Raw genomic sequence first — 26,186 nt, forward strand, 5'->3', positions numbered from 1 at the left:
ACCCGTGCGTTTCTGAAGCAAAACCGGACACATTCCGGTCAGCCACTGGTCATGGCTGAGCCATAGCCAGTGCAACAGCGGTGTCGCCATTGCACAAGACAGGCCGGGCAGCCGCTCCTTATAATGGAGTGCTTGCCCACCCCGCCGAATTGACGCACCACCATGTTGCAGCAACTGAAAAGCGCCCCACCCGGTGCCATCAGCAGCGAAGCCCGCCAGATCAGCCGCCTCGCCTTGCCGATGATGATTGCCCAGATCGCCCAGGTGGCCACCGGCTTTGTCGATACCGTGATGGCCGGCCGGGTCAGCACCGACGATCTGGCCGCCGTCTCGCTGGGCGCCAGCATTTTCATTACCGTCTATGTCACGCTGATGGGCATGGTGACCGCGCTCAATCCGGTACTGTCCCACCAGCTGGGCGCAGGCCAGACCGAGCAGCTGGGTGAAACCGGCCGCCAGGGCATCTGGTTCGGCCTGTTCGTCGGCCTGCTGGGCGCCGCAGCCATGCTGCTGGCCGAACACCCCTTGCGGCTGTGGCTGCAATTGCCCACCGATGTCGAAGACAAGGTCATGCTGTTCATCACCGGCACCGCCGTCGGCATGCCGGCGGCCATGATGCACCGCGCCCTGCACGCCTATGCCTCCAGCCTGAACCGGCCACGCGTCATCATGGTGGTCAGCCTGATTGCGCTGGCGCTGAACATTCCGCTGAATTACGCGCTGATCCACGGCCTGTTCGGCCTGCCACGGCTGGGAGGCGCCGGCTGTGGCTGGGCCACCGGCATCGTGTTCTGGTTCAACTGCCTCACCCTGTTTGCCTATATCTGCTGGCACCGCCATTTCCGCCCCTATGGCCTGACCCGCCAGATGAGCTGGCCGGACTGGAAGCGCTACGGCGCCTTTCTCAAGCTGGGCCTGCCCATCGGCCTGTCCTTTTTTGTGGAAGTGAGCCTGTTTTCCTTTATCGCCCTGCTGATTGCCAAGCTGGGCATGACGGTGGTGGCCAGCCACCAGTCGGTGCTGAATTTCTCCAGCATCATCTACATGCTGCCGCAAAGCATCTCCACCGCCCTCACCGTGCGCGTGGGCCAGCGTGCCGGTGCCGGCGATTATCGCGGCGCCCGTTTCGTGGCCGGCGTGGGCTTGCTGGTGGGGCTGGTCACCGCCTTGTGCACCATGCTGCTGGTGCTGTGGCTGCGCCAGGACATCATGGCGGTTTACTCGCCAGACCCGCGGGTGATCGCCATGGGCTCGACCCTGCTGCTGTTCGCTGCGGTATTCCAGCTGACCGATGCCGCCCAGACCATCGCCTCCGGCGCACTGCGCGGCTACAAGCTGACCACGGTGCCGATGATCATTCACATCACCGCCTTCTGGGGCATCGGGCTGGGCCTGGGCATCACGCTGGGGCTGACCGACTGGCTGGTGCCGCCGATGGGCATCTACGGCTTCTGGCTGGCACTGGTCTTCAGCCTGAGCATTGCCGCCCTGCTGCTGGTCAGCTATCTGGCGCGTGAGAGCCACCGCCGCCTGCACCGTCAAACCCCACAAGAAAGCTGAAGATGACACTCGCCATTCAGTCGCATATCTCACTCAAGCCGCACAATACCTTTGGCATGGCCGTGCAGGCCGCCCACTTCTGCCAGCTGGATGACACGGCGCAGTTGCCGGCACTGCTGGCCAGCAGCGCCTATCAGGCCGGCCCGGTGTTGTGGCTGGGTGGTGGCAGCAACCTGCTGCTGACGCGCGATTACCCCGGACTGGTGGTCAGGATGGCGCTACGCGGCATCCACCTGCTGGAAGAAAGCGCGGACAGCGTGCTGGTGGAGGCCGCTGCCGGCGAGAACTGGCACGACTTCGTACGCTACAGCCTGCAACAGGGCTGGTACGGGCTGGAAAACCTCAGCCTGATTCCCGGCACCGTGGGAGCCTGCCCGGTACAGAACATCGGCGCTTATGGCGTGGAAGTGAAAGACCGCATCACACAGGTCGTCTGTGCCGATCTGCATGCCCAGGGTGCCAGTGTGGTGCTGGACAATGCCGACTGCCGCTTTGCCTATCGCGACAGCATTTTCAAGCACGAGGCTGCCGGGCGGCTGCTGGTGACTGCCGTGCGCTTTCAGCTATCCCGCCAGCCGCAATTGAAAACCGGCTACGGCGACATCCGCCAGGAGCTGGAAAAGCGCGGCATCAGCCACCCCACCCCGCTCGACGTCAGCGATGTGGTGATGGCCATCCGCGCCAGCAAACTGCCCGACCCGGCGGTGCTGGGCAATGCCGGCAGCTTCTTCAAGAACCCGGTGGTTGAGCAGGGCCAGGCCGATGCCCTGTTGCAGCGCTTCCCGGCCCTGCCGCATTACCCGGCCGGACCGGGCCGGGTGAAACTGGCGGCAGGCTGGCTGATCGAACAGGCCGGTCTGAAAGGCTATCGTCAGGGCGATGCCGGCGTGCATGCGCGCCAGGCCCTGGTGCTGGTCAACCACGGCCAGGCCAGCGGCAGCCAGATGTGGGCACTGGCGCGCCATGTGCAGGATGCGGTACGCCAGCGCTATGGCGTGGAACTGGAAGCCGAACCACTGGTCTGGTAAACCCCGACCCTGACAAAGCGAACCATCATGCAGCAGACACTGACACCGCAACACGCGCCGGTACTGGTCTTCGACCTGGGCGGCGTCCTGGTGGACTGGAACGGGATCGATCCGCTGATGGCCCTGTCGCAGGGCCGCCTCAGCCGTGAACAGGCCAGGCAATTCTGGCTGCACACCCCGGAAGTGGCCCTGCTGGACACCGGCCGGGCCACGCCCGGCGAATTTGCCGCCCTGATGGCGGACAAGCTGCAATTGGGCATCAGCAGCGCCGCCATGCTGCAGGCGCTGGACGACTGGCTGCAAGGGCCGTTTGCCGGCGTCCATGCCTTGCTGCAACAGCTGGGGCAACGCTATCGGCTGGCGGTGCTGAGCAATAACAATGCCCTGCACTGGGGCAAGATCGAGCGCGAATTCGATTTGCTGCAGCACTTCGAAGCCTGCTTTGCCTCCCACCAGATCGGCCTGCGCAAGCCGGATGCCGCCGCTTATCGCCATGTGCAAGATGCACTGCAAGTGGCCGCCGGACAAATCCTGTTTTTCGATGACAACATCGAATGTGTGCAGGCGGCCCGGCAAGCCGGCTGGCAGGCATTTCACACCGTGGGCCTGCCGGCAGTGCAACAGGCTTTGCAGGCGCAGGGCCTGCTGAGCACCTGATGTCGATCTGTGCTTAAAACACCCCGGCCGCACTGACAAACAGCAGCAGCACCATGGCCATGCCACCCAGCCAGCACAGCGAACGCAAGGTGGCCTGATCGGCGATATAACACAGGCCATGCCCCAGCCGCAGCAGCAGGTAGAGCCCGGCCAGCAGGTCCAGCCGGCCGGCCGGCACCTTCATCATCCAGGCCAGCAACATGGCCGCGGCATAGCTGGGGAAAGCCTCCCAGGCATTCTGCTGTGCCCAGTTGGCGCGTTGCCGCCAGCCGGTGGCCGCCGCCAGTCCGACACGCGGCTGGTGGTTGTCATACGGGATGCCCGCCTTGGCCAGCAAGGTCCACAACAGCGGCAACAAGGACACCAGCAAGATACTCCACAGGGCAAAAGGCATGACTGTTTCTCCTGAATAAAGGGTGATTCATCGGCCAGCAGCCGGCTCAGATTTCCGGGCCGCGCCCCAGATAGGCCGCATCATCGAAGCTGGCAACCCACTGCGGCCGGTAGACGATCAGAATGGCCATCACCAGGCCGCTGATGAAAGCCTCGGACCAGGACAGCAAAAAATAAAACGGCAGCGCTTCTTCCAGCAGGTAATCCGCAGCGTAGCCGCCGCTCAGCCCCAGTGCCAGCATGCCGGCAGCACCGCTCAGAAACAGGCTGAGTCCGCCGGCGACAAAGGCATTGAGGAAGACATAGACAAACAGCTGGGCCGGCAGATGTCGCCGTGCCAGCTGCAACAGCAGGCTGCTGAGCGCCACCGGCAGGGCCGCGGCCAGCAACCAGTTCAGCCCCAGCGCCAGCAAGTCGCCATGGCCACCGGCCACCAGTGCCAGCAACAGTAGCGCCATGGCCAGCAAGGCCAGCCAGGGCCCCATCAGCAAGGTGAGCACCGTGGCGCCCAGCATATGGAAGGACAAGCCGGGCTTGAGCCCGCCCTTCATCAGCCACAGCCCCAGCAGCAGCACCACCGCGCCCATCCAGGCATTGCAGGCAGCAGCATCCAGCTGGCGCCAGCGCACCCGGGTGGCAGCAAAACCCAGCACCAGCCCGGCCAGCGCCGCCGCCGCCCACAGCAGCCACAGGGGAAACAACACAGCAGGCAAATCCATGAATACTCCAGCCCGACAAGGTGTTGCGCATGATACCACCACGACGATTAGCCCCACAGCACCGGCATGGCTGGGTACAATAGCGCTTTTGCCATCAGGGTTCCGACATGAAGCAGCCAGCCCACCACCTTATCGCCCAGCAGGTCAGCATTGCGCTGGCCGAGGATATTGGTCAGGCCGACCGGACCGCGCAGCTGATCGGGCAGGCCGAGGAAGGCTGTGCCACCGTCGTGCTGCGCGAAGAGGCCGTACTGTGCGGCAAGGCGTGGTTTGAAGAGTGTTTCCGCCAGGTTGACGAACGCTGCAGCGTCCTCTGGCAAGTCCGCGAAGGCCGCAAGATTGCCGCTGGCAGCGTGCTGTGCGAAATCAGCGGCCCGGCCCGCGCCCTGCTGACCGCAGAGCGTTCGGCGCTCAACTTCCTGCAAACCCTGTCGGCCGTGGCCACCCAGACCCGGCGCTATGTGGATGTGGTGGCCGGCACCCGCGCCCGCATTCTGGACACCCGCAAAACCTTGCCCGGCCTGCGTCTGGCGCAGAAATACGCGGTGACCGTGGGCGGTGGCGACAACCAGCGCATCGGCCTGTACGACGGCATCCTGATCAAGGAAAACCACATCATGGCTGCCGGCGGCATCCGTCAGGCGCTGGAACAGGCTTTCCGCCTCATTCCACCGGGGGTGACACTGCAGATCGAAGTGGAAAACCTGGACGAGCTGCAACAGGCCCTGGATGGCGGTGCCCGGCTTATCCTGCTGGACAATATGTCGCTGGAAGACATGCGTGCCGCGGTGGCGCTGAGCGCCGGCCGCGCCTTGCTCGAAGCCTCCGGCGGCGTGGACATGCACAGCGTGCGTGCCATCGCCGAAACCGGGGTCGACCGCATTTCCATCGGCAAACTCACCAAGGATATCCAGGCCATCGACCTGTCCATGCGCTTTCAGCACTGAGGCCGGCACCGCACCGTGCGCAACGGAAAAGTGTCCATTTGCAGATTGACGGGGTATACCGGATAAAGCATGCCGGTCAGACGGCCATACAGGCCGCGAACAGCTAAACGGGGAAAAGCATATCTTGCGCAAGCAACAACAGGCGAAGGGCAAGCGCGCCAAATGGCTGGCGGCGATCTTTCTGGCCAGCACCTTGCTGGTGGTCGTGCTCGACCTGGCCGGAACCCGTCGTCAGGGTGAAAGCGAGGCACGCAACCAGGCAGCCGGCTTGTCCGAGCTACTGGAAGAGCGGCTATCGTCCGGCTTGCGCGAAACCAGCCTGATCCTGAAAAGCGCCAGCGACAGCACCCTGGTGCAGCTGCTGCTGAACAAGCACATGCTGTCGCAGGAACAGGAGCAGCGCATCGACCTGCAGATGCACGGCAAGCTGCGGCAAATGCCCTATCTGAAGCAGATCGACATTCTGGATAGCTCCTGCTACCTGCTGTATTCCAGCCAGAAGCACAGTCCCTCCTCCCAGCTGAAAACCGACTATTGCCGCTGGTATCACCGCAATGGTGCCCAGGACAGCAGCTTTACCTCCACCCGCCGCGAACAGGGCCAGGATGGCATCGTGCTGGTACAGAAGCTGCTGAACCAGGATGACGAGGCCATCGGCATGGTGGTGGGCGTGCTGGACCGGCATTTCTTTCAGGCTGAAGTCGCCAAGCTGCCGGTCGGCCGTTTCGGCGAAATCCTGGTGCTGGATCAGCGCCAGATGCTGCAAGCCAGCTGGCCTGCCCAGGCAGGCCGGATGGATCAGCCGCTGAACGAGCTGCAAAGCACCGAAGTGCTGGACCGCCACGATAATTACCTGCAGTTTCGCGCCCGCTCCATCCTGGACCAGGAAATGCGGCTTTACAGCTCGCGCCTGATGGAAGGCTTTCCCTTCCGCGTGGTGGTGGGCATTGCCGAACGCGATTTCACCCGCGCCTATAACGACAAGGCCACGCTGGCCGTTCTGGCCTGGCTGTTTACTGCCGGCCTGACCATGCTGACCCTGCGCAACCATCTGGCCAGCATCCGCCAGAACCGCTTGCTGTCCACCAGCGCCGCACGCATCCGCGAAAGCGAGGAGCTGGCCCGGCTCACCCTGGACACCGCGCCGGTGGCGCTGCTGCTGGTGGCGACCGACACCCTGCGCATCCTGCGGGCCAATGCCCCGGCACGCGAGATGCTGCAGCTGCCAGCCGCGCCGCAGCGTGCGGATGGCCAGACAGCGATGCTGGACCTGCCACTGCAGCTGGCCCCGGTCTGCGACTGGCTGCGCAGCGGCGAAATCGTTGCCAACCGCGAAGCCGAGCTGGAACGCGCCGACCAGAGCAAGCTGTGGGCCATCGTCTCGGTCGAGCTGATGCCGCAGCAGCAGATTCCGGCGGCACTGATTGCCCTCTACGACATTTCCGAACGCAAGGCCCTGGAAAACGAGCTGGAAGAAAAGAACCGCCTGCTAAACGAGATGGCCATTACCGACCCGCTGACCCGGCTAAGCAATCGCCGCCATGCCGACCAGACCCTCAAGGAAGAATTGCAGCGCTGCGAACGCTACAGCCAGCCGATGTCGGTGGCCGTGTTCGATATCGACCACTTCAAGCAGTTCAATGACAGCTTTGGCCACCAGGCTGGCGACAATGTGCTGCTGGCCGTGGCCAATGCCGCGGTGGACTGTACCCGCAGCACCGATGTCTGCGCCCGCATCGGTGGCGAAGAATTCCTGGTGATCTTCCCCTGCACCCGCCTGCGCGATGCGGAAAAAGTCATGGCACGGGTACAGCAGGTGCTGGCCGGCACGGTCTTTCCGTTTACCGACGAGAAAGTGACCTTCAGCGGAGGCATTACCGCCTGGCGCCCCGGCGACACGCCGTCCAGCATGCTCAGCCGCGCCGACAAATTGCTTTATCAGGCCAAGATGGCCGGACGCGACCTGATGCTGAGCGACGGCAACCCCGACTGAGTTTCAGCCGGTCGTCTCCAGCGCCTGTGACAGCAGGCGCAGCATGGCGGCCGTGGCCCCCCAGATGGTGAACTGCTGCCACTGCATGGCCAGATAATGCCCGGCCACCCCGTCGCGCACATAGCTGTGCTTTTCATACTGCCGGCCATCCAGCGCCAGTTGCAGCGGCAGTTCGAACACCTCGGCCACCTCGCCCGGTTCCGGACGCAGCTGCAAGGGCGGCTGCAGCATGGCCACCACCGGCGTCACCACAAAGCCGGTGATGGTCACGTACTGCGGCAAAGTGCCCAGCACCACCACCTGCTCTTCCGCCAGACCGATCTCCTCGCGCGCTTCGCGCAGGGCGGCGGCGATGACCGAACGGTCCTCGGCATCCACCTTGCCCCCCGGAAAACTCACCTGGCCGGCATGGGTCGACAAGGACTCGGTACGCCGGGTCAGCAGCACCGTGGGGCCGCTATCGTGCCAGACCAGCGGCACCAGCACGGCCGCCGGTCGCTGGCCCTCCTGCACGCCACGCCAGGGAATGTCACCGGCCTGTCCATCGAAGACAAAACCGGCCAGGCGCTGGCGTATCCAGTCCTGGGCTTTTTCTCTGTCCGCCGGCCACATGGCTGTCATCCTTCTTATTTGGTGTGCGGGCCTATCTTGGGCAGCGCCAGTTCGCTCCAGTGTGCAAACAGGCGCAGCGCCAGTCCACCCAGAAACAACAGCTGCAACAGCAAGGTGCTGACCCAGGTCAGCTGGTCCAGCACAAACAGTCCACCTGCTACCAGTATGGACACCGTTCCGTAAAAATCCTTGTGCAGGATGAAGGGAATGTCATTCACCATCATGTCGCGCACCACGCCGCCACCGACGGCGGTGATGAAACCCAGCAACACCACGCCGAAAGCGTTCAGGTCATACATCAGCCCGACCTGGGCACCGGTGATGCTGAAGGCCACCAGGCCCAGCGAATCGGCAATGATGAACAGCCGCTCCAGCGTGCGGCTTTGCCGCCGGTGCAGGCGCAGCAGCGCCGAAACCAGCAAGGTGGCGGCGATGATGGCCAGACTGGTGTAATCGAAAAACACCAGCGGCACCCTGGCCACCAGCACGTCGCGGATGATGCCGCCGCCGATGGCGGTGAGCAGGGCCACCACCACGATGCCCAGCAGGTCCAGTTGCTTGCGCACGCCGATCAGATAACCGGAAAAGGCAAAGGCAACGGTGCCCAGGGCGGAAAACACTTCCATCTGAAAAAAGCGGCTACTGATTTCCATCACAGACCATCATCAACAAAAACGCCAGACCTTGTCAGGCCCGGCGTCGGGTTTTGCTTATGCATTCCGCGGAATGCCGTTCTTGCCGCCTTAGCGGCGCATGGAATCGAAGAAGGCCAGATTGGACTTGGTGGCCTTGATCTTGTCCTGCAGGAATTCCATCGCCTCGATGTCATCCATCGGGTACAGCAGCTTGCGCAATACCCAGATGCGTTGCAGCTGGTCTTGCGGCACCAGCAGTTCTTCGCGACGGGTACCGGAACGGTTGATGTTGAGTGCCGGGAAGATGCGCTTTTCCGCCATGCGGCGATCCAGGTGGATTTCGCAGTTGCCGGTACCCTTGAATTCTTCGTAGATCACATCGTCCATGCGGCTGCCGGTATCGATCAGCGCGGTGGCGATGATGGTCAGGCTGCCGCCTTCTTCCACATTACGCGCAGCACCAAAGAAACGCTTGGGGCGCTGCAGGGCGTTGGCATCCACACCACCGGTCAGCACCTTGCCGGAGGCCGGCACCACGGTGTTGTAGGCGCGGGCCAGACGGGTCACCGAGTCCAGCAGGATGACCACGTCCTTCTTGTGCTCGACCAGGCGCTTGGCTTTTTCGATCACCATTTCAGCCACTTGCACGTGGCGGGTGGCCGGCTCGTCGAAGGTGGAGGAGACGACCTCGCCCTTTACCGAGCGCTGCATTTCGGTCACTTCTTCCGGACGCTCGTCAATCAGCAGCACAATCATCACCGCTTCCGGGTGATTGGTGGTGATGGCGTGTGCGATGTGCTGCAGCATGACCGTCTTGCCGGACTTCGGCGGTGCCACCAGCAAGGCGCGCTGGCCTTTGCCGATGGGGGCAATCAGGTCGATGATGCGGCTGGTGATGTTTTCCTCGCTGCGGATGTCGCGTTCGAGCTTGAACTGCTCGGTCGGGAACAGCGGCGTGAGGTTTTCAAACAGGATCTTGTGCTTGGAGTTTTCCGGCGGCTCGCCGTTGACCTTGTCCACCTTCACCAGGGCGAAGTAGCGTTCGCCATCCTTGGGCGTGCGGATCTCGCCTTCGATGGAGTCCCCGGTGTGCAGATTGAAGCGGCGAATCTGCGACGGGCTGACATAGATGTCATCCGGGCCAGCCAGATACGAGGTATCCGGGCTGCGCAGGAAACCGAAACCGTCCGGCAGCACTTCCAGGGTGCCCTCGCCGAAGATGCTTTCGCCTTTTTTGGCCTGGTTTTTCAGAAGCGCAAAAATGAGGTCTTGTTTGCGCAGGCGGTTCGCGCCCTCGATCTCGTTGGAAATAGCCATTTCCACGAGCTGGGATACATGAAGGTGTTTGAGATCAGATAAATGCATAGCGGCCGTTGGTCGACTCGTAAAGATTGAGCAGAACGCTGTTTGTGGGGTGTAGATGCGGATACGAAACAGGCGGCTGATGTGCCGCCTGCTTGAAGAATGTTCAGATGAGAATAGACGCTTTAGATGTGGCTGTCAATGAAGGCGGCGAGCTGGCTCTTGGCCAGTGCGCCCACCTTGGTGGCGGCAACCTGGCCGTCCTTGAAAATCATCAGCGTCGGGATGCCGCGAATGCCGAATTTCGGCGGGGTCAGCTCGTTCTGGTCGATGTTGAGCTTGGCCACTTTCAGGCGACCGGCGTATTCCTTGGCCACTTCGTCCAGGATGGGGGCGATCATCTTGCACGGACCGCACCATTCCGCCCAGTAGTCGACCAGTACCGGCACATCGGCCTTCAGGACGTCTTGTTCAAAGGAGTCGTCGGTTACGTGCAGGATAAGATCGCTCATGGCTTCCTCTAGTATTCGGGGTGGTTTGCAGTGTCGTTGACCGCTGATGTTAACAATTGGCTGCCTGCGGGGCAACCGCGGCTTTGCCGCCCTGCCGGCCTGCGCAGTGCGGTCAGCCACGGCCATCCATAGACAATGGGAGCGGCAACGGCGCTTTTCAAGAGTCCGCCAAGGCCGCTGCCAGCAATTGGCGGGTATAGGCCTGCCGTGGCGCCGCGAACAACTGGCCGGCCGCCCCCTGCTCCACCACCCGTCCGCCCTGCAATACCAGCACCTGATGCGCCACCGCGCGGATCACCGCCAGATCATGGCTGATGAACAGATAACTGAGGCCGTATTTGCGCTGCAGGCTGCGCAACAGCTGCAGCACCTGTTTTTGCAAGGTGGCATCCAGCGCACTGGTCGGTTCGTCCAGCAGCAGGAGCTTGGGCTTGAGAATCAATGCCCGGGCAATGGCAATGCGCTGGCGCTGACCGCCGGAGAATTCATGCGGATAGCGCTCCATGCATTCATGATGCAGGCCCACTTCGGCCAGGGTGGCCACCACCTGCTGGCGGATTTCGGCGTGGCTGAGCTGCGGCTGGTGCCGTTCCAGCCCTTCGGCCACGATCTGCCCCACCGTCATGCGTGGCGACAGCGCGGCGAACGGGTCCTGGAATACCACCTGGAAATCCTTGCGTGCCCGGCGCAGTGCGCCGCCGCGCAAGCCCTGCAGATCGACATCATCCAGGCTGATCTCGCCGCGGCACGGCAACAGCCGCAGCAGGGCCAGGCCCAGCGTGGTCTTGCCCGAGCCCGATTCCCCGACAATGCCCAGCGTCCGCCCGGCGGGCACGCTGAGTGACACATCCTGCAACACCGTCTGCTCGCGCCGGCGCAGCAGGCCGCTTTTCTGGACATAGCTGACCGCCAGATTGCGCGCCAGCAGACGCGGCGGCATGACAGGGGCGGCTTCCTCGTCCAGCACATCCGGCCGGCTGGCCAGCAATTCGGCGGTATACGGGTGGGCGGGCTGGCGGAACACCTGTGCCACCTTGCCACTTTCCACCACCAGGCCGCCGCGCATCACCACCACCTTGTCGGCAAAGCGCCGCACCAGGTTGAGGTCGTGGGTGATGAACAGCACCGCCATGCCCAGTTCCTGCTGCAATTCGTCCAGCAGTTGCAGGATTTGCGCCTGCACCGTCACATCCAGTGCCGTGGTGGGCTCATCGGCAATGAGCAAACGCGGCTGGCAGGCCAGCGCCATGGCAATCATCGCGCGCTGGCGCTGGCCGCCGGACAGCTGGAAGGGGTAGCTGTCTATCTTGTCAGCCGCCTCGCTGATGCCGGTACGCAGCAACAGGCGGATGGCCTCGGCCCGCGCTTCACGGGCGGTCAGCCCCAGGTGCAGGGTGAGGGTTTCGCCGATTTGCCGGCCAATGGTGAACAAGGGATTCAGCGCATGCATCGGCTCCTGGAAAATCATCGCGATATCGCGGCCACGTATCTGGCGCAGGCGCTTTTCACCGGCTCCCAGCAGCTCCTCACCGGCCAGGCGAATGGAGCCGCTGAGCCGGACATCGGGATTGAGCTGCAGCAGGGCCTGGGCGGTCACGGTTTTGCCGGAGCCGGATTCACCCACCAGCGCCACCTTTTCGCCGGCGGCCACGCTGAAGCCCACCGAGGACAACACTTGCTGGCGGCCAAAGTGGGCATTGAGCGCGGCAACGGTCAACAGGGTTTCCATCTCAGCCTTTCCGGGTATCCATGGCGGCACGCAGCCCTTCGCCGATGAAGATCAGCAATAGCAGGGTGGTGGTGAGAACGGCGAAGGTGGGCAGGGCAATCCACCAGGCGTCCAGATTGTCCTTGCCCTGTGCCAGCAGCTCGCCCAGGCTGGGCGTGCTGGATGGCACCCCCAGACCGAGAAAATCCAGGCTGGTGAGTGCCAGAATCGCCCCGCTCACCCGGAAGGGCAGAAAGGCCAGCACCGGTGTCAGGCTGTTGGGCAGCAAATGCCGCCACATGATCTGCAGGCTGTTCAGCCCCAGCGCGCGCGCCGCCAGCACATATTCCAGCTGGCGGTTACGCAGGAACTCGGCACGCACATAATCGGCCAGCCCCATCCAGCCGAATACCGTCAGCAGCAATAACAGCAGCAGCAGGCTGGGCTTGAACAGCGAGGCCAGGATGATCAGCAGGTAAAGCTCGGGCAGGCTGCCCCAGATTTCCAGCAGTCTTTGCAGCACAAGATCGAACTTGCCGCCGAAAAAACCCTGCAGCGAGCCGAACAGCACCCCCAGCAGCGTGCCGGACACGGTCAGTGCCAGTGCAAACAGCACCGACACCCGAAAGCCGTAGATCAGCCGTGCCAGCACGTCCCGCCCGCGATCATCGGTGCCCAGCACATTGTCAGCCGACGGCGCCGCCGGGTTGGGGTTGTCGGCAAAATAATTCACCGTGTTGTAGCTGTAGGGATTGGGCGCATAGACGGCAAAGTTGCCCGGCCGGGCAAACTGGTCCTGGATGAAGGGGTCGAGATAATCGGTGGCGGTGTCGAAATCGCCGCCGAATGTGGTTTCCTGGTAATCGAACAGCAGGGGGAAATACAGCTGGTCGTGATAGCGCACCACCAGCGGGCGGTCGTTGGAGAGCAGCTCGGCCCCCAGCGACAGTGCAAACAGCAGCAGGAACAGCCACAGGCTGTAAAAGCCGCGCTTGTGCTGGCAAAAACGCCGCCAGGCGCGCTGACCGGGAGTGAGACCGGGCACATGGCTCATCGCTCACCTCCCTCGAAGCTGACACGCGGGTCCACCAGCACATAGCTCAGATCGGACAACAGCTTGGCCAGCAAGCCCAGCAGGGTGAACACATACAGGCTGCCCATCACCACCGGGTAATCGCGGCGCATCACCGACTCGTAAGACAGCAGGCCCAGCCCGTCCAGCGAGAACAGGGTTTCGATCAGCAGGCTGCCGGTAAAGAAGGCGCCGATAAAGGCCGCCGGAAAGCCGGTAATCAGCGGGATCAGCGCATTGCGGAAGACATGGCGGTACAGGATGGCGCGTTCCGACAAACCCTTGGCGCGCGCGGTGTAGACATACTGGCGGCGGATTTCTTCCAGAAACACATTCTTGGTGAGCATGGTCATCACCGCCAGATTCCCCACCACCGAGGCGGTCACTGGCAGCACGATGTGCCACAGGTAATCCAGCAGCTTGTCGATGAAACTGAGGCTGGACCAGTTGTCGCTGACCAGGCCGCGCAGCGGGAACAGCTGCCAGAAACTGCCACCACCGAACAGCACCAGCAAGGCCACCCCCAGCACAAAACCGGGAATGGCATAGCCGACCAGAATCAGCGTGCTGCTGGCCAGATCGAACAGGCTGCCGTCACGCACCGCCTTGGCGATGCCCAGTGGAATGCACAGCAGATAGGTGATGAAAAAGGTCCACAGGCCGATGCTCATCGACACCGGCAGCTTGGACAGGATCAGCTGCGCCACCGACTGGTGATGGAAAAAACTCTCGCCCAGATCAAAGCGGGCAAAACCGGCCAGCATGTGGCCAAAGCGCTGCAAGGGCGGCTGGTCAAAGCCATACAGCTTGCGCAGTGCCTGCAGCTCCTCTGGCTGCAGGCCACCACGGCTCTGATACGGGCTGCCGCTGCTGACCGTCTCGCCGGCCACACCGCTGTGGCCCAGTTGCTGCACCATCTGCTCCACCGGTCCGCCCGGCACCAGCTGGATGATGGCAAAGGTGAGCGCCAGCACGCCGATCAGGGTGGGAATCATCAGTAACAGGCGTTTGAGGATATAGCGCCACATGCTCATTTTTTCTCCCACCAGGTTTCGATGGCCCACATGGTCGGGCTGTAATACAAAGGCAGCTTGGCGGGCTGGCCAAAGCGGTTCCACCAGGCCATGCGGTAATAAGGCAGATACCAATTGGGCAGCAGGTAATAGCCGGCACGCAAGACCCGGTCCAGCGCGCGGCTGGCCGCCTGCAACTGGCGACGGTCGGCAAACTGCTGGAAATCGGGCAGCAGGGCCTCTACCGCCGGATCGCACAGCCCGGCCCAGTTTTGCGAACCGGGGGTCTGCGCTGCCTGACAGCTGTGGTAGTCCAGTTGCTCGTTGCCCGGACTGTTGCTGGCGCCATACACCACCACCGTCATGTCGTAGTCGAAATCATTCAGCCGGCGCTGGTAGATGGCCGGGTCCACCAAGCGCACCGTCAGGGTGATGCCCAGCTTGGCCAGATTCTGCTGCCAGCCGCTGGCCACCCGGTCGTATACCTTGGAATAGGTCAGAAACTCGATGCGCAGCGGGCGGCCGCGATGGTCGACCAGCAAACCGCCCTCGTAGCGCCAGCCCGCCTCGAACAACAGCTGGCGCGCCTGGCGCAGATTGCGGCGGATGCCATAGCGGCCATCGGTAAACGGTGGTTCCACCGGCAGGCCGAACACCACCGGGTCCAGCTTGTCCTTGATCGGATTGAGCAGCTTCAGCTCGTCCGGCCCCGGCAGACCGCTGGCGGCCAGATCGCTATTGGTGAAAAAGCTGTTGCTGCGCCGGTACTGGCCATAAAACAGGTTACGGTTGGCCCATTCGAAATCAAAGGCCAGGCTGATGGCCTGGCGCAAGCGCTTATCGGCAAACTGCTGCCGCCGCAGATTGAACACAAAGCCCTGCATGCCGGCACTGAGCTGGTGCGGCAGGGCTTTCTTGATGATGCGGCCATCGTCAAACTTGGGGCCGACATAGCCGCGCGCCCATTGCTTGGCCATGTTCTCGGCCGACACATCGAACTCGCCGGCCTTGAAGGCTTCCAGCCGGGCGGTTTCGTCCTGGTAATAGCGGTAGCTGATACGGTCGAAATTGAACATGCCCCGGCGAACCGGCAGCCTGGCTGCCCAGTATTGCGGATTGCGCTTGAAGCTGATGTTCTTGCCCAGGTCATAGCGCTCCAGCACATAGGGGCCGGAGCCGACGGGTGGTTGCAGGGCCACATCGGCCAGCGATTTGCCGGCAGCAATCCATTGCCGGGAAAACACCGGCAGCTGGCACAGCGTCATGTGCAGCTCGGAATTCCGGCGCTTGAAGTCAAAGCGCACGGTGGCGGCATCCACCGCTACCGCCTGTTGCACATCGGCCCAGTAGACGCGGTATAGCGGCGTGGCCGCCGGGTCGCGCGTCAGGGTATTGAAGGAGGCCACCACATCGGCTGCCTGCACCGGGCGGCCATTGGCAAAGCGCGCCAGCGGGTTCAGGTGAAAGCGTACCGACAACTTGTCGGCAGCCAGCTGCATGTCGTCGGCCAGCAGGCCATAGCAGCTATAGGGTTCGTCCTCGCTGGACACGCCCAGCGTATCCAGCAACAGCGCCTGCACGCCATCAGCCTTGTCCCCTTTCAGGGTGAAAGGATTCAGCGTGTCGAAACTGCCCTGCGCCGGCAATACCAGCTGCCCGCCCTTGGGCGCTTGCGGCTCGACATAGTCAAAATGTGTAAAACCGGCGGCGTATTTCGGGGTATAGCCCATGGCCTGAGCCGGAGCAGCCATCCCCCTGGCAGCCCACAGCAGCAGCAAAACCCCTAGCCAATGTTGTTGTTTCATATTGTTGTGACTGCTTACGCATTAATCATGACTAGCTTATCATTGCGGTTTTCCGTTTTGCGGCTGCCGGCGACAGTCTGCCGCCCAGCCCGGGCAGAACGGGATAATCATGCATTGTGGACAGGATAGCCTGTTTCCGGCTGGCGGCGGAACGCTCCAGCCCGTGGCGCACGGCCTGTTACCACGATATAAACCTTTTTCCGACCGTCTGCCGGACGCGCGATTCGCGGCCTTGCCGCCTCGTGCACGACGGCTGTCGGACAATCCCCACGACAGCGTAGTGCAGGCTTGGGTATAATGCCCCCCTGTTTCTACCAAGAAGGACTCCAAATGGGCTTTCTGCAAGGCAAAAAAATTCTGATTACCGGCATGATCTCCAACCGCTCCATCGCCTATGGCATCGCCCAGGCGTGCCACAAGCAAGGCGCGGAGCTGGCTTTCACCTATGTGGTGGACAAGCTGGAAGACCGTGTACGTGAAATGGCCAAGGATTTCGGCAGCGAGCTGGTTTTCCGCTGCGATGTGCAGAGCGATGATGAAATCAACCAGCTGTTTGTCGATCTGGGCAAGCAGTGGGATGGTCTGGACGGCCTGGTGCATGCCATTGCCTTCGCCCCGCGCGAATCGCTGGAAGGCGACTTCCTGGACGCACTGACCCGCGAAGCCTTCCACACCGCGCACGATGTTTCCGCTTACAGCTTCCCGGCGCTGGCCAAGGCAGCACGCCCGATGATGCAAGGCCGCAATGCCGCCCTGCTGACCCTGTCCTATCTGGGTGCCATCCGCGCCATCCCGAACTACAACGTGATGGGTCTGGCCAAGGCCAGCCTGGAATCGTCGGTACGCTTCATGGCCGCCAGCCTGGGCAAGGACAATATCCGTGTCAACGGCCTGTCCGCCGGTCCGATCAAGACCCTGGCCGCTGCCGGCATTTCCGGCTTCTCCAAGCTGCTGTCGATTGCTGCCGGCCAGTCCTGTCTGCGCCGCAACGTCACCACCGAGGAAGTGGGCAACACCGCAGCCTTCCTGCTGTCGGACCTGGCCTCCGGCATTACCGGTGAAATCACCTATGTTGATGCCGGCTTCAGCATCAACTCGATGAACGTACCGGACGCTTGAGTCATCCCGGCCTAGCCGGCTGCACTGCTGACAGGTCCGCCACGGGGCGGCTTCCTTGACTGGAAGCCGCCCCGTTTTGCTGTGCCCGCCCCGCCGGGTTCAACCAAATGGTGGATGGTGCCGCCAGCGCCGCTCTCGCACACTGATCGGGCCATTACCCAATCAGGAGAACAGCATGAGCAGCCAACCCGTATTCATTCCCGTCGGCGATCTGGCCGATGGTTTCGCGCCGGACAGCCACATCCTTCCCGGCACAGCAGTCCTGCAAGGGCGACAGTTTGTGCTGCACTTTGCCGATGGCAGCAGCGCCAGCCTGCAGGTGGGCGAGCAGGAGTGCCAGCTGACAAGCCTGGGCCAGGGCAGCGCAGAGGGCTTTGTCGGCCAGGGCGCTTACCGCGCCAGCAGCCTGCGCCCCGGCATCGTGCTGCTGGACTTCATCCCGCGCCAGGCACATGGCCATTCGCTCAGCCTGGTACTGGATCTGAGCGCTGCGCTGTTTACCGCGGTGGCCGGCCAGCTGCCCAGCGCACAGGAAGTGGCGCAGTCCGCCTTCAGCCGCGTCAATCAGGGCCAGGAACTCACCGCAGTGCGCTGCCAGTTTGCCCATGGCAGCCTTGATCAGCCGCTTGCGGCCAATACCCCCCTGCACCATGTCACCGATGAGTTGCTCGGCCTGCGCAACCTGTACCGCTACAGCCCCACCGAGTGTTACGAGCATATCTATCTGAACAGCCACTTTTATACCTGGCAGTGCCTGCAAGGGGTGGAACAGGGGCTGGCCGATGTAGACCGCTGCCACTACTTCAAGCTGGACCACGAGCTCTACCTGTTTGTCTGGCGCGAGAAAATCATCCCCACACTGGGCGTGGTGCTGATCGACCTACAGCAACTGAAAACCGATGGCAAGATTTTCGGCTATCAGGGCAATGACTTCAGCGCCGTTGCCAATTTCCCGGTAGGTGCCAGGACACAGATCCTCAACCGCACCAGCCACCCGCTGCACGACTGAGGAGCGGCCATGCCCAACCCCGACTTTGCCGGCAAGGTGGTGCTGGTGACCGGCGGCGCGCAAGGCATAGGCGCCGCCATCTGCCAGCTGTTTGCCCGCCATGCCGCCACGGTGGTGGTGGCGGACTTGCAGGGCGAACTGGCCCAGGCCACGGCCGCAGCCTTGCGGGCGCAAGGGCTGCAGGCCAGCGCCTGCCAGTGCGATCTGGCCGAGCCAGAACAGGCTGCCGCACTGGTAGGCCGCGTGCTGGAACAACAGGGCCGGCTGGATGTGCTGATCCACAATGCCGCCTATTTCCCGCTGACGGCGTTTGCCGACATCCGCCCGCCCCTGCTGCAACGCACCCTGGCCGTCAACCTGCAGGCGCTGTTCTGGCTGAGTCAGGCCGCACAAGCGGCCATGCGTCGCCAGGGGGGCGGACGCATCATCGCCACCTCATCGGTAACCGGCCCGCGGGTTGCCTATCCGGGGCTGGCGCATTACGCGGCGTCCAAGGCCGGGGTCAACGGCTTTATCCGTGCCGCCGCACTGGAACTGGCGGCGGATCGCATCACCGTCAACGGGGTGGAGCCGGGGATGATACGCACACCAGCCATGGATAATCTGGGCGATGCCGACGTGAATGCGGCCATTGCCCGCGGCATCCCGCTGGGCCGGCTGGGCGAGCCGGGCGATATCGCGGCAGCCATGCTGTTTCTCGCCTCCGACGCGGCTGCCTACATCACCGGCCAGACCATCGTAGTGGATGGCGGTGCCACCTTGCCGGAGAGCAGCGCCGTCATGCCCTGATCGGCTATGGCGCAGCCAGTTGGCAGCAGTTAACAGCGCGGCCAGGCGCGCAGCTGCCGACAGCACCTGCAGTCGAGCCAGGAGGCTCAAGGCCGCAGCAGCGGTTTTATTCCCGGCACGCAACAAGACCGCCACCCGGCGGTCTTGTTGCTGGCATGCTGTCACAGCTGACTGTAAGCCAGCGTCGGCACATCGACGATGCTGGAGCCGCCATCCGCCACAATGGCGGCGCCGGTGATGATGCTGGCCTGCTCCGACAGCAAAAAGCGGCATACCGCGGCGATTTCCTCCGCAGCCGCGGCGCGGCGCAAGGGCACGTCGGCCGTCACCCGGGCATAGGCTTGCTGCAGGCTGTCGCCATAGCGCTGCATCAGCGGCTGCATTTCCTCGTCGGCCATCGGCGTCTTTACCCAGCCGGGGCAGACCGCATTCACCCTCACCCCTTGCGGGCCATAATCGCGCGCCAGCGAACGGGTCAGGCCGATCAGCGCATGCTTGGCCGTGGTATAGCCACAGACTTCCGGACCGGCGGCCAGCGAGGCAATCGATGCCAGCAACACCACAGCCCCCCGGCTATTGATCAGGGCCGGCAGGCAGGCGCGCGTGCTGACAAAGGCCGAATCCAGATTGGCACGCATGGCCGCCTGCCATGCCGCATCGTCGGTAGCCAGCGCACTGCCCATACCCAGACCACCGGCGCAGCACAACAGGCCGTCAATCCGCCCGTAACGCTGCATGATCCGGGCCAGCAATGCCTGCCAGTCGCTGCTGCTGGCGGCATCGCCCACCAGGGCCAGCGCGCCGCAATCCTGTGCCACTGCCTGCAAGGGCGCAGCGCGGCGGCCGATCAATACCAGGGTGTGGCCATCGGCAGCCAGCAGCCGGGCGCAGGCGGCCCCGATGCCGCTGCCGGCTCCGGTAATGACGATGGTTCTGGCGTGTTCGCTCATGTCTTGCTCCTGTTGGTGGACAAGGGCCCAGTCTAGGCCGCGGCACGACAGCCCCCCATCCATCAAATGGTGGACAGCCACCTGCACAAACAGCGAGGTACTTGGGTTGCAGGAAACTGAATGTTAAGATGTTAAAAACATTGCCCATCCTGCGCCCCATGTCCAAACAGAGTCCCCAACACCAGCACCGCCTCCCCCAGCATTTGTTGCGCGCCCGCGAAGCGGTGATGGCCTACTTCCGTCCCCTGCTCAACAGCGTGGGTCTGACCGAGCAGCAATGGCGCATCTTGCGGCTGCTGGATGATCGCGGCGAAATGGAAGCCGGCATGATTGCCGACCTGGCCTGCATCCTGTCGCCCAGCCTGACCGGCATTCTGGTACGCATGGAAAAGGCCGGCCTGGTGCAGCGCAGCCGCGACAAGGTGGACAGCCGCCGGCTGATCGTGTCCTTGTCCAAGGAAGGTCGCCGCCTCACCCGCCAGGTGGCGCCGCTGTCCACCGCCTGCTACGAGCAGATCGAAGCCCATTTCGGCGAGGAAAAACTGGAGCTGCTGATCAGCCTGCTGAACGAGCTGGAACAGCTGCCCGCCCCCCAGCCCGGCGTACTGCTGGGCAGCACGCTGGAGGAAGCTTAAGGTCCTGCCGGGCCGGGTGCGTGCGCTACGGTACGAAAACCGATATGACTGCTGCCCAGGCTCAATTCCTGGGCATGACGGGCGCTGGGCCGGTAACGCTGGCAATACAGCGGCGAACACAGGAAGGACCCCCCCTTGATGGTGCCAAGCTGGCGGCCACGCGCCTGCAATGACAGGGCAGCTTCCAGATTCAGCGCCGGCTGTGCCGTGGCAGCGGGCAGCGGCGTACTCCAGTCATCTGCCGTCCATTCCCACACATTGCCGATCAGGTCGAACAGGCCATAGCCATTGGCGGCAAAACAGCCCACCGGGGCGGTAGCGGCAAAGCCATCTTCAGTATTGTTCTTGAAGGGGAAAGGCCCCTGCCAGGTATTGGCCATCTGCCGGCCTTGCCGCTGCAGGCTGTCTCCCCAGGGAAAACGGCTGGCGACAGCGCCACGCGCGGCATATTCGAACTCGGCCTCGGTAGGCAGGCTGCGCCCGGCCCAGCGCGCATAGGCCATGGCATCCTCGCGGGCGATATGCACCACCGGGTGGTTTTCCCGGCCGCGCCAGCTGCTGCCCGGCCCTTCCGGCTGCCGCCAGTTGGCGCCGGGAACAAAGTGCCACCAGTTGACTTGGTCCGGGTCCAGCCGGCTGGGCATGATGAACACCATGGAGCCGGGCTGGCGCAGCCTGGCTGGCACATCAGGGTAGTGCCGGCCATCCAGCCCGCGCTCGGCCAGGGTGCGATAGCCGGTGGCGCGCACAAAGCGGGCAAACTGGGCATTGCTCACTTCGTGTCTATCCATCCAGAAGCCTTTGAGCTGGACCTCGCGCGCCGGTGCTTCTTCCGGATAGGCATCATCCGCCCCCATGATGAAGCGCCCGCCCGGCACCCAGCCTTGTGCCGCCGCCTGCGTGCCGGGCAGCCCGTCGTAGCGGCGACAGGCTGCGGCACTGCCCAGCAGCGGGGCCGCTGCTGCCGCCAGGCTGAGGCATAGCCATCCCCCAGCGATCAAGCCACGCAGCATGTCATTCGTCTCCCGTCAGCGGATAGCTGGTATCACGCGTGCCGAGGCGCACATTATTGCGCTGCACATACTGCGCCCATTCCGTCAGCAACTCGTCGAGCTTGGCCGGATGGCGGCTGGCAACATCATGCTGTTCGCCCGGATCCTGTTGCAGATCGTACAGCGCCCAGCGGCCGTGACTACGCCCCTGGTACTGGTAGACGATTTTCCAGTGCCCCTTGCGCAATGCCTGCCGCCCCATCAGCTCGGTGGCCCATACATAATCGGGATTGTGCACGGCGGCACGGCCTTGCAGATAGGGCAGCATCGACATGCCCTGCATGGGTAATACCGTGTGGCCCTGCCACAGCAGGCCCGGATGCCGTGCACCCGCCAGTTCGAGCAGGGTGGGCATCACGTCCATGGCGGTCAGCAGTTGCGTGCTGCGCCCGGCGGGAATGCTGGCGGGAAAGCGGATGAAGGACGCCGAGCGCACCCCGCCCTCATAGGTGTAAGCCTTGAAATAGCGGAAAGGCTGGGCGCTGACCTGGCCCCAGGCCGGTCCCTGGAAGGCAAAGGAATCGGGACGGCCGATATTCTCCAGCCGGTTGTCAAAATTGGCCGGTATCCAGCTTTTGTTCCCGGCATCGGCGGCCCAGTCATTGCCTTCCGGGCCGTTGTCGGACACAAAGAGGATGACGGTCTGCTCAAACTGGCCGCGCTGCTTCAGATACGCCACCAGCCGGCCCACTTCGGCATCCAGCGCACTCAGCATGGCGGCATAGGCTTCCATATCGCGGGCGGAACGGGCCTGCTCGGCCGGGCTGAGGCTGGCCCAGGGCCGGACGCCGGGCGGCATGGGTACAGGCTTAAGCTGCGGACCGATCAGCCCCAGCCGCTGCATGCGGGCAATGCGCTGGCGGGCGACTTCCTCGTAGCCGGCGGCATAGCGGCCACGATATTGCTGCAAGAAGCGGTCGGGCGCCTGCAAGGGCAGATGCGGTGCGGTGTAAGCCAGATAGGCGAAGAAAGGCTGGCCATCGGCAGGCTGCTGATCCAGATAGCTGATCAGCTTGTCGGTAAAGAATGTGCTGGAGTAGAAATCGGCGGGCAAGGCAACAATGCGGCCATCTTCGCGATAGGTCGGCGCTGGCGTGCCGGCCACGATCTGTTGCGGGGCCGACTGGTTGAAATGCGCCGCACCGCCATTCATCAGGGCAAAGGAGCGTTCGAAGCCGCGGCTCTCCGGCCGTTGACCATCCGCCATGCCCAGATGCCACTTGCCACTCAGATAAGTGTGATAGCCGGCCTCGCGCAGCAGCTGCGGCAGCGCCACCACCCGGCTGGCCAGATAGCCTTCGTAACCGGCCTGCCCCAGCTGATGCGGCGTCAGCGTGGGCGTCATCATCTCGGCCATATTGCCGACCCCAGCCAGGTGATTGTCCATGCCGGACAGCAGCATGGCGCGGGTGGGCGAGCAGGTGGGGGCCACCAGCATGCTGGACAGCAGCCGGCCTTCACGCAGCAAGGCATCCAGGTGAGGGGTGTCGATTTCGCCCCCCATGGCACCCAGATCGGAATAGCCCATGTCGTCCACCACCAGCAGCACGATATTGGGCCGTGGTGCCGGCCCGGCGGCCTGCACCGCCGTGGCCAGCCAGAGAAGCGCGCCGCCAAGTGCCAGTCTGCTGTGCCGCATGTCCATCCTCCCGGGCAGGCTGGCGTCGCAGCTGCCCTCAGTCTTGTGTCAGGGGAGGGCCATCTTGCGCCAAAAGCAGGCGGCGCAATGCTGCCATAGCGGCCAGCACTGCCAGTTTCTGGGTGTTGATCAGACGGATATAGCGGCGAAATGGCGGAAATCTGCCAACCACTTCGCTGGCGGCGAAGGGTTCTATCTCCACGCGCCAGCCTGCGGCATCGCCCAGCAGTTCGCAGCGTTTGAAATCCAGCGGCATCAGCGCGGTGTGCAGGTCGGCATCCTGCACCAGCCGCTGCCGCAAGACGGCCAGTTCCTCGGCATCACCACGCAGCAGACGACAGGCAATGCCGCTGCGCCGCCAGCTGCCACGATGGTTGAAAGCCAGCCGGCATGGCCGGGCCGGGCCGGCTAGCGGCAGCTGCAGGCTGAAGCGGCAGCTGACGGTATGCAGCAGCAGCTGGCTGTCCACCACTTCGCTCACCAGCACGCTCCAGTTGCTGCCGGGCAGTGCATAGCGGCGGCAGCCCCCCTCCTCGCCCAGATAATCCAGGCCGCTCAGGTCGCGCTGCAGCCGTGCCAGGGTCTCCCCCGGCCGGTAGCCCTGGGGCAGCCGGGGGCGCAGGGCAAAATCAAGCGCTCGTTGCCACACGCTTCAGCTCCTCGTCGATCAGCGAGGCATGGCCCCCAACCTTGCCGAACTCGGCCGTGAGAATGTCCTCCAGCGCCACGGCACGGAAGGGATGCACTTTCTGTACCAGCACCGTCCACAGCAGCGCATACAGCGCGGTCAGGCCCAGCATGATGCCGAAAGGCAGGTAGATGTCACGCGGATGCATGCCGGGCGGGGTGATGTACCAGATGGCGATCAGAATGCCCACCGAGGAGATGATCTGCGGCAGCGGAAACCACGGCGAGCGATAGGCGCGGGGAAAGTCCGGCCGGGTGAAGCGCAAGCGCGCCACCGCCAGGTTCACCAGCAGATAAGCCACACCCCAGGCACAGACGGCCGCCAGCACCAGCGGCATGATGCGGTCCAGATCCCCCTGGATCAGCCAGGCATGGCTGCAGGGAATGATCACTGCCACCAGGATGCCCAGCAGCGGGGTCTTGAAACGCGGGTGCAGGTAGGTGAAAGCCTTGGGCAGCGCGCCATCGATGGCCATGCCGTACAGGATGCGTGGCAGCGCGGCAATCAGGGTGTTGATGGTGGCGGCCCCGGCAAACAGCAGGCCGATGCCCAGCCAGATCTTGCCGAACGGCCCCATCACCTGCTCGGCAAAGGCCGGAATCGCCATCGGCGTATCCAGCAGATGCGGGCCGGCAGGATTTTTCGGGTCCATCGCCACATTGGCCACCTGGTGTACCATGGCCGCGCCATAAATGGCCATGGTCACGGCCACGCCGGTCAGGCCCAGCCGGGCGGCACGCGGAATGTTGCGGCCGGCATTTTTCAGCTCCGGGGCCAGCGGGGTGACCAGTTCGAAGCCGACAAACATGAACATGGCCATGCCGATCAGGCTGAGCACCCCGCTGGGGTCGGACAGATCCAGCGGACTGCCAAACCAGCCCTGCAGCGACACCGCCGGTGCCTTGATCAGACCAATGACGCCAAACACGGTCAGCGTGGCCCACATCACGAAGGTGAGGATGATTTCCGCCTTGCCGAAAATAGTGATGCCCAGCGCATTGAGAATGCCGAACAGCACTACCAGCCCCACCCCCACCATCCACGAAGTACCGCTGTGTTCCAGCATGGTGTTGAGGTGTTCAAAGTTCACCAGCGCCATGATGCCGGACAGGATGGTTTCTGCCGTACCGGCAAACACATGCACCAGCAGATAGGCGGAAATGGTGCCGGTAATCGCCCAGAAGCGCCCCAGACCTGCGGAAATATAATCGTAGACGGCGCCCGAGGTGGGCAGCATGGATGCCGCCTCGGCAAAGGTGGTGGCCTGCGCCTGCATCATGATGAAGGCAATCAGCATGGCCAGGGCAAAGGTACTGCCGGCCATGCCAAAACCGCTGGTCACGGTCAGGATGACCGGGCTGGCCATCACCACGCCGACCGAACTGGCCAGCGCCACCGGAAAGCCCACCACCCCTTGCTGCAGGTGCTGGGTCAGTTTCTTCTCTATCGACATCTGGTTTCTCCTCCTGAAGATACGCTAACGATGGGAGAGCCGGCAGGGCAGCGGGCGGCTGGCCCGTCTGTGGCGCACCACTGCCGTCTTTCCCATGCAAAAACCGGAAATCCTTGTTGTTATGGATGACTTCCGGCACTGTCCTGGCTGGCTGGGCCCGGTGCTGCCGCTTGCTGCTGTGCAAACAGGGCGCAGGCCAGTTCGGTACGATTGGATACGGCAAACTTGCGAAACAGGTGCAGCAAATGGGTCTTGACCGTGGCCAGACCGATGTCCAGCTCACGGGCCATGCTCTTGTTGCAGGCACCGGCACACAGCAGGCGGGCAATCTCGGCCTCGCGCCCGGTCAGTGGCACCGGCGTGCGCGACGGGTAGCCTGACTGCAGACAGGGCTCCAGCGCCATATCCAGCAGGCTGTAAACCTGCTGCAGCAACTGCAGCTCCTCGGCGGCAAAACCATGCATGCGCCCCTGGCGCAGCAAGGAGATACCAGCCACCACCCGCCCGCCACGACGCAGCAGGATTTCCACCACGTCCACCACCCGGCTGCTGGCCAGGAAAGGGGCGTAGCGCGAGGCCGGCTGCATTGGCGCGGCCAGCACCTCGCGCAAGGCCACCACATTGCGTGGCTGCACTGCCAGCCGCGCCGGATGCAAGGGGTCGTGCTGCATGTAACGGCTGACATAGCGCTGGTGCACCGCATCCGGCATGCTGCGCAGCAAAAAGTCGTGCGGCTGTTGCTGCCGGTTGACCCGATAAAAGGCACAGGCGCTCAAGGGCAGCAAATCGTGCAGCACGTCCAGGCTGCGTTGCAACTGCTGTTCCGCTGCGGCGGAGGCGACAAGGGTGTGCATGGCAAGGCCCCATCAGCAGGCAGAGGGCGCCGCGACAGGCGC

25 protein-coding genes are annotated in these 26,186 nt (G+C 63.5%); 9 read left to right on the plus strand and 16 right to left on the minus strand.

Translation table 11 applies throughout. The features are described from left to right. Window positions 1-162: 162 nt before the first annotated feature. Genes JHD64_RS12690 through JHD64_RS12700 form a run of 3 tightly spaced genes read left to right on the plus strand, consistent with a single transcriptional unit; the run spans window position 163 to window position 3,245 of the window. Complete coding sequence (locus JHD64_RS12690) at window positions 163-1,560, plus strand: MATE family efflux transporter (protein ID WP_199053454.1); 1,398 nt, start codon at window positions 163-165, stop codon at window positions 1,558-1,560. 2 nt (window positions 1,561-1,562) lie between these two features. Beyond that, entirely contained in the window at window positions 1,563-2,588 is a 1,026-nt protein-coding gene (gene murB, locus JHD64_RS12695) for a UDP-N-acetylmuramate dehydrogenase (RefSeq protein WP_199053455.1), read from the plus strand. Between the two features lie 27 nt (window positions 2,589-2,615). Beyond that, window positions 2,616-3,245, plus strand: a complete 630-nt coding sequence (locus JHD64_RS12700; RefSeq protein ID WP_110313216.1) for an HAD family hydrolase — start codon at window positions 2,616-2,618, stop codon at window positions 3,243-3,245. Between the two features lie 13 nt (window positions 3,246-3,258). On the opposite strand, the gene JHD64_RS12705 is transcribed toward JHD64_RS12700, so the two are convergent. Both JHD64_RS12705 and JHD64_RS12710 read right to left on the minus strand, forming a co-directional pair. Then, on the minus strand, window positions 3,259-3,639 hold the full coding sequence (locus JHD64_RS12705) for an MAPEG family protein (protein ID WP_059286572.1): 381 nt from the start codon (window positions 3,637-3,639) through the stop codon (window positions 3,259-3,261). A 46-nt stretch (window positions 3,640-3,685) separates the two neighbouring features. Next, on the minus strand, window positions 3,686-4,357 hold the full coding sequence (locus tag JHD64_RS12710; protein ID WP_110313217.1) for an energy-coupling factor ABC transporter permease: 672 nt from the start codon (window positions 4,355-4,357) through the stop codon (window positions 3,686-3,688). 107 nt (window positions 4,358-4,464) lie between these two features. On the opposite strand from JHD64_RS12710, the gene nadC reads away from it, so the two are divergent. After that, window positions 4,465-5,304: a carboxylating nicotinate-nucleotide diphosphorylase gene (nadC, locus tag JHD64_RS12715; RefSeq protein WP_199053456.1), complete on the plus strand. Its 840-nt coding sequence runs from the start codon at window positions 4,465-4,467 to the stop codon at window positions 5,302-5,304. Window positions 5,305-5,428: 124 nt separating this feature from the next. Further along, window positions 5,429-7,297, plus strand: a complete 1,869-nt coding sequence (locus tag JHD64_RS12720) for a diguanylate cyclase domain-containing protein (protein WP_199053457.1) — start codon at window positions 5,429-5,431, stop codon at window positions 7,295-7,297. Between the two features lie 3 nt (window positions 7,298-7,300). Here the strand turns inward: JHD64_RS12720 and JHD64_RS12725 are convergent, their stop codons facing one another. The 8 genes from JHD64_RS12725 to JHD64_RS12760 all read right to left on the minus strand — a co-directional run bounded on the left by JHD64_RS12725 (window position 7,301) and on the right by JHD64_RS12760 (window position 15,956). After that, window positions 7,301-7,909, minus strand: coding sequence for a CoA pyrophosphatase (locus JHD64_RS12725; protein ID WP_199053458.1), 609 nt, complete (start codon window positions 7,907-7,909; stop codon window positions 7,301-7,303). A gap of 14 nt (window positions 7,910-7,923) precedes the next feature. Further along, a complete protein-coding gene (locus JHD64_RS12730; protein WP_059287586.1) occupies window positions 7,924-8,562 on the minus strand; it encodes a trimeric intracellular cation channel family protein in 639 nt (212 codons plus the stop codon). A 90-nt stretch (window positions 8,563-8,652) separates the two neighbouring features. Beyond that, window positions 8,653-9,909, minus strand: coding sequence for a transcription termination factor Rho (gene rho, locus JHD64_RS12735; protein ID WP_103522856.1), 1,257 nt, complete (start codon window positions 9,907-9,909; stop codon window positions 8,653-8,655). Window positions 9,910-10,031: 122 nt separating this feature from the next. Then, window positions 10,032-10,358 (minus strand): thioredoxin TrxA, encoded by a 327-nt coding sequence (trxA, locus tag JHD64_RS12740; RefSeq protein WP_045847065.1) that lies wholly within the window; start codon window positions 10,356-10,358, stop codon window positions 10,032-10,034. A 157-nt stretch (window positions 10,359-10,515) separates the two neighbouring features. Continuing rightward, the gene (locus tag JHD64_RS12745; protein ID WP_199053459.1) at window positions 10,516-12,087 is read right to left on the minus strand and encodes an ABC transporter ATP-binding protein; all 1,572 of its coding nucleotides are present in this window, start codon (window positions 12,085-12,087) and stop codon (window positions 10,516-10,518) included. 1 nt (window position 12,088) lies between these two features. After that, a complete protein-coding gene (locus tag JHD64_RS12750) occupies window positions 12,089-13,120 on the minus strand; it encodes an ABC transporter permease (protein ID WP_110313221.1) in 1,032 nt (343 codons plus the stop codon). Further along, window positions 13,117-14,166 (minus strand): microcin C ABC transporter permease YejB, encoded by a 1,050-nt coding sequence (locus JHD64_RS12755; RefSeq protein WP_059284731.1) that lies wholly within the window; start codon window positions 14,164-14,166, stop codon window positions 13,117-13,119. The genes JHD64_RS12750 and JHD64_RS12755 overlap by 4 nt, the downstream gene beginning before the upstream one ends. 2 nt (window positions 14,167-14,168) lie before the next feature. After that, on the minus strand, window positions 14,169-15,956 hold the full coding sequence (locus tag JHD64_RS12760; protein WP_199053460.1) for an extracellular solute-binding protein: 1,788 nt from the start codon (window positions 15,954-15,956) through the stop codon (window positions 14,169-14,171). Window positions 15,957-16,286: 330 nt separating this feature from the next. On the opposite strand from JHD64_RS12760, the gene fabI reads away from it, so the two are divergent. The 3 genes from fabI (at window position 16,287) to JHD64_RS12775 (ending at window position 18,873) form a co-directional block, all read left to right on the plus strand. Next, the gene (gene fabI / locus JHD64_RS12765; RefSeq protein ID WP_059284729.1) at window positions 16,287-17,075 is read left to right on the plus strand and encodes an enoyl-ACP reductase FabI; all 789 of its coding nucleotides are present in this window, start codon (window positions 16,287-16,289) and stop codon (window positions 17,073-17,075) included. A 175-nt stretch (window positions 17,076-17,250) separates the two neighbouring features. Next, a complete protein-coding gene (locus JHD64_RS12770; RefSeq protein WP_199053461.1) occupies window positions 17,251-18,084 on the plus strand; it encodes a MoaF C-terminal domain-containing protein in 834 nt (277 codons plus the stop codon). Window positions 18,085-18,093: 9 nt separating this feature from the next. Further along, window positions 18,094-18,873: an SDR family oxidoreductase gene (locus JHD64_RS12775; protein WP_199053462.1), complete on the plus strand. Its 780-nt coding sequence runs from the start codon at window positions 18,094-18,096 to the stop codon at window positions 18,871-18,873. Between the two features lie 161 nt (window positions 18,874-19,034). Here the strand turns inward: JHD64_RS12775 and JHD64_RS12780 are convergent, their stop codons facing one another. Next, window positions 19,035-19,823 (minus strand): SDR family NAD(P)-dependent oxidoreductase, encoded by a 789-nt coding sequence (locus JHD64_RS12780; RefSeq protein WP_199053463.1) that lies wholly within the window; start codon window positions 19,821-19,823, stop codon window positions 19,035-19,037. Between the two features lie 128 nt (window positions 19,824-19,951). On the opposite strand from JHD64_RS12780, the gene hpaR reads away from it, so the two are divergent. Then, window positions 19,952-20,458, plus strand: coding sequence for a homoprotocatechuate degradation operon regulator HpaR (hpaR, locus tag JHD64_RS12785; protein WP_233170481.1), 507 nt, complete (start codon window positions 19,952-19,954; stop codon window positions 20,456-20,458). Here hpaR and JHD64_RS12790 read toward each other — a convergent pair. From JHD64_RS12790 to JHD64_RS12810, 5 genes are all read right to left on the minus strand, one after another. Then, on the minus strand, window positions 20,455-21,471 hold the full coding sequence (locus JHD64_RS12790; protein WP_199053464.1) for a formylglycine-generating enzyme family protein: 1,017 nt from the start codon (window positions 21,469-21,471) through the stop codon (window positions 20,455-20,457). The genes hpaR and JHD64_RS12790 overlap by 4 nt on opposite strands. Before the next feature lies 1 nt (window position 21,472). Continuing rightward, on the minus strand, window positions 21,473-23,149 hold the full coding sequence (locus JHD64_RS12795) for an arylsulfatase (protein ID WP_199053465.1): 1,677 nt from the start codon (window positions 23,147-23,149) through the stop codon (window positions 21,473-21,475). A 37-nt stretch (window positions 23,150-23,186) separates the two neighbouring features. After that, window positions 23,187-23,798: a DUF3156 family protein gene (locus JHD64_RS12800; protein ID WP_199053466.1), complete on the minus strand. Its 612-nt coding sequence runs from the start codon at window positions 23,796-23,798 to the stop codon at window positions 23,187-23,189. Then, on the minus strand, window positions 23,779-25,290 hold the full coding sequence (locus JHD64_RS12805) for an APC family permease (RefSeq protein WP_199053467.1): 1,512 nt from the start codon (window positions 25,288-25,290) through the stop codon (window positions 23,779-23,781). The genes JHD64_RS12800 and JHD64_RS12805 overlap by 20 nt, the downstream gene beginning before the upstream one ends. A gap of 119 nt (window positions 25,291-25,409) precedes the next feature. Next, on the minus strand, window positions 25,410-26,144 hold the full coding sequence (locus JHD64_RS12810; protein WP_199053468.1) for a helix-turn-helix transcriptional regulator: 735 nt from the start codon (window positions 26,142-26,144) through the stop codon (window positions 25,410-25,412). Window positions 26,145-26,186: the final 42 nt, after the last annotated feature.

The sequence above is a fragment of the Aquitalea sp. ASV15 genome (genome assembly GCF_016429115.1).
Lineage (GTDB): Bacteria > Pseudomonadota > Gammaproteobacteria > Burkholderiales > Chromobacteriaceae > Aquitalea > Aquitalea magnusonii.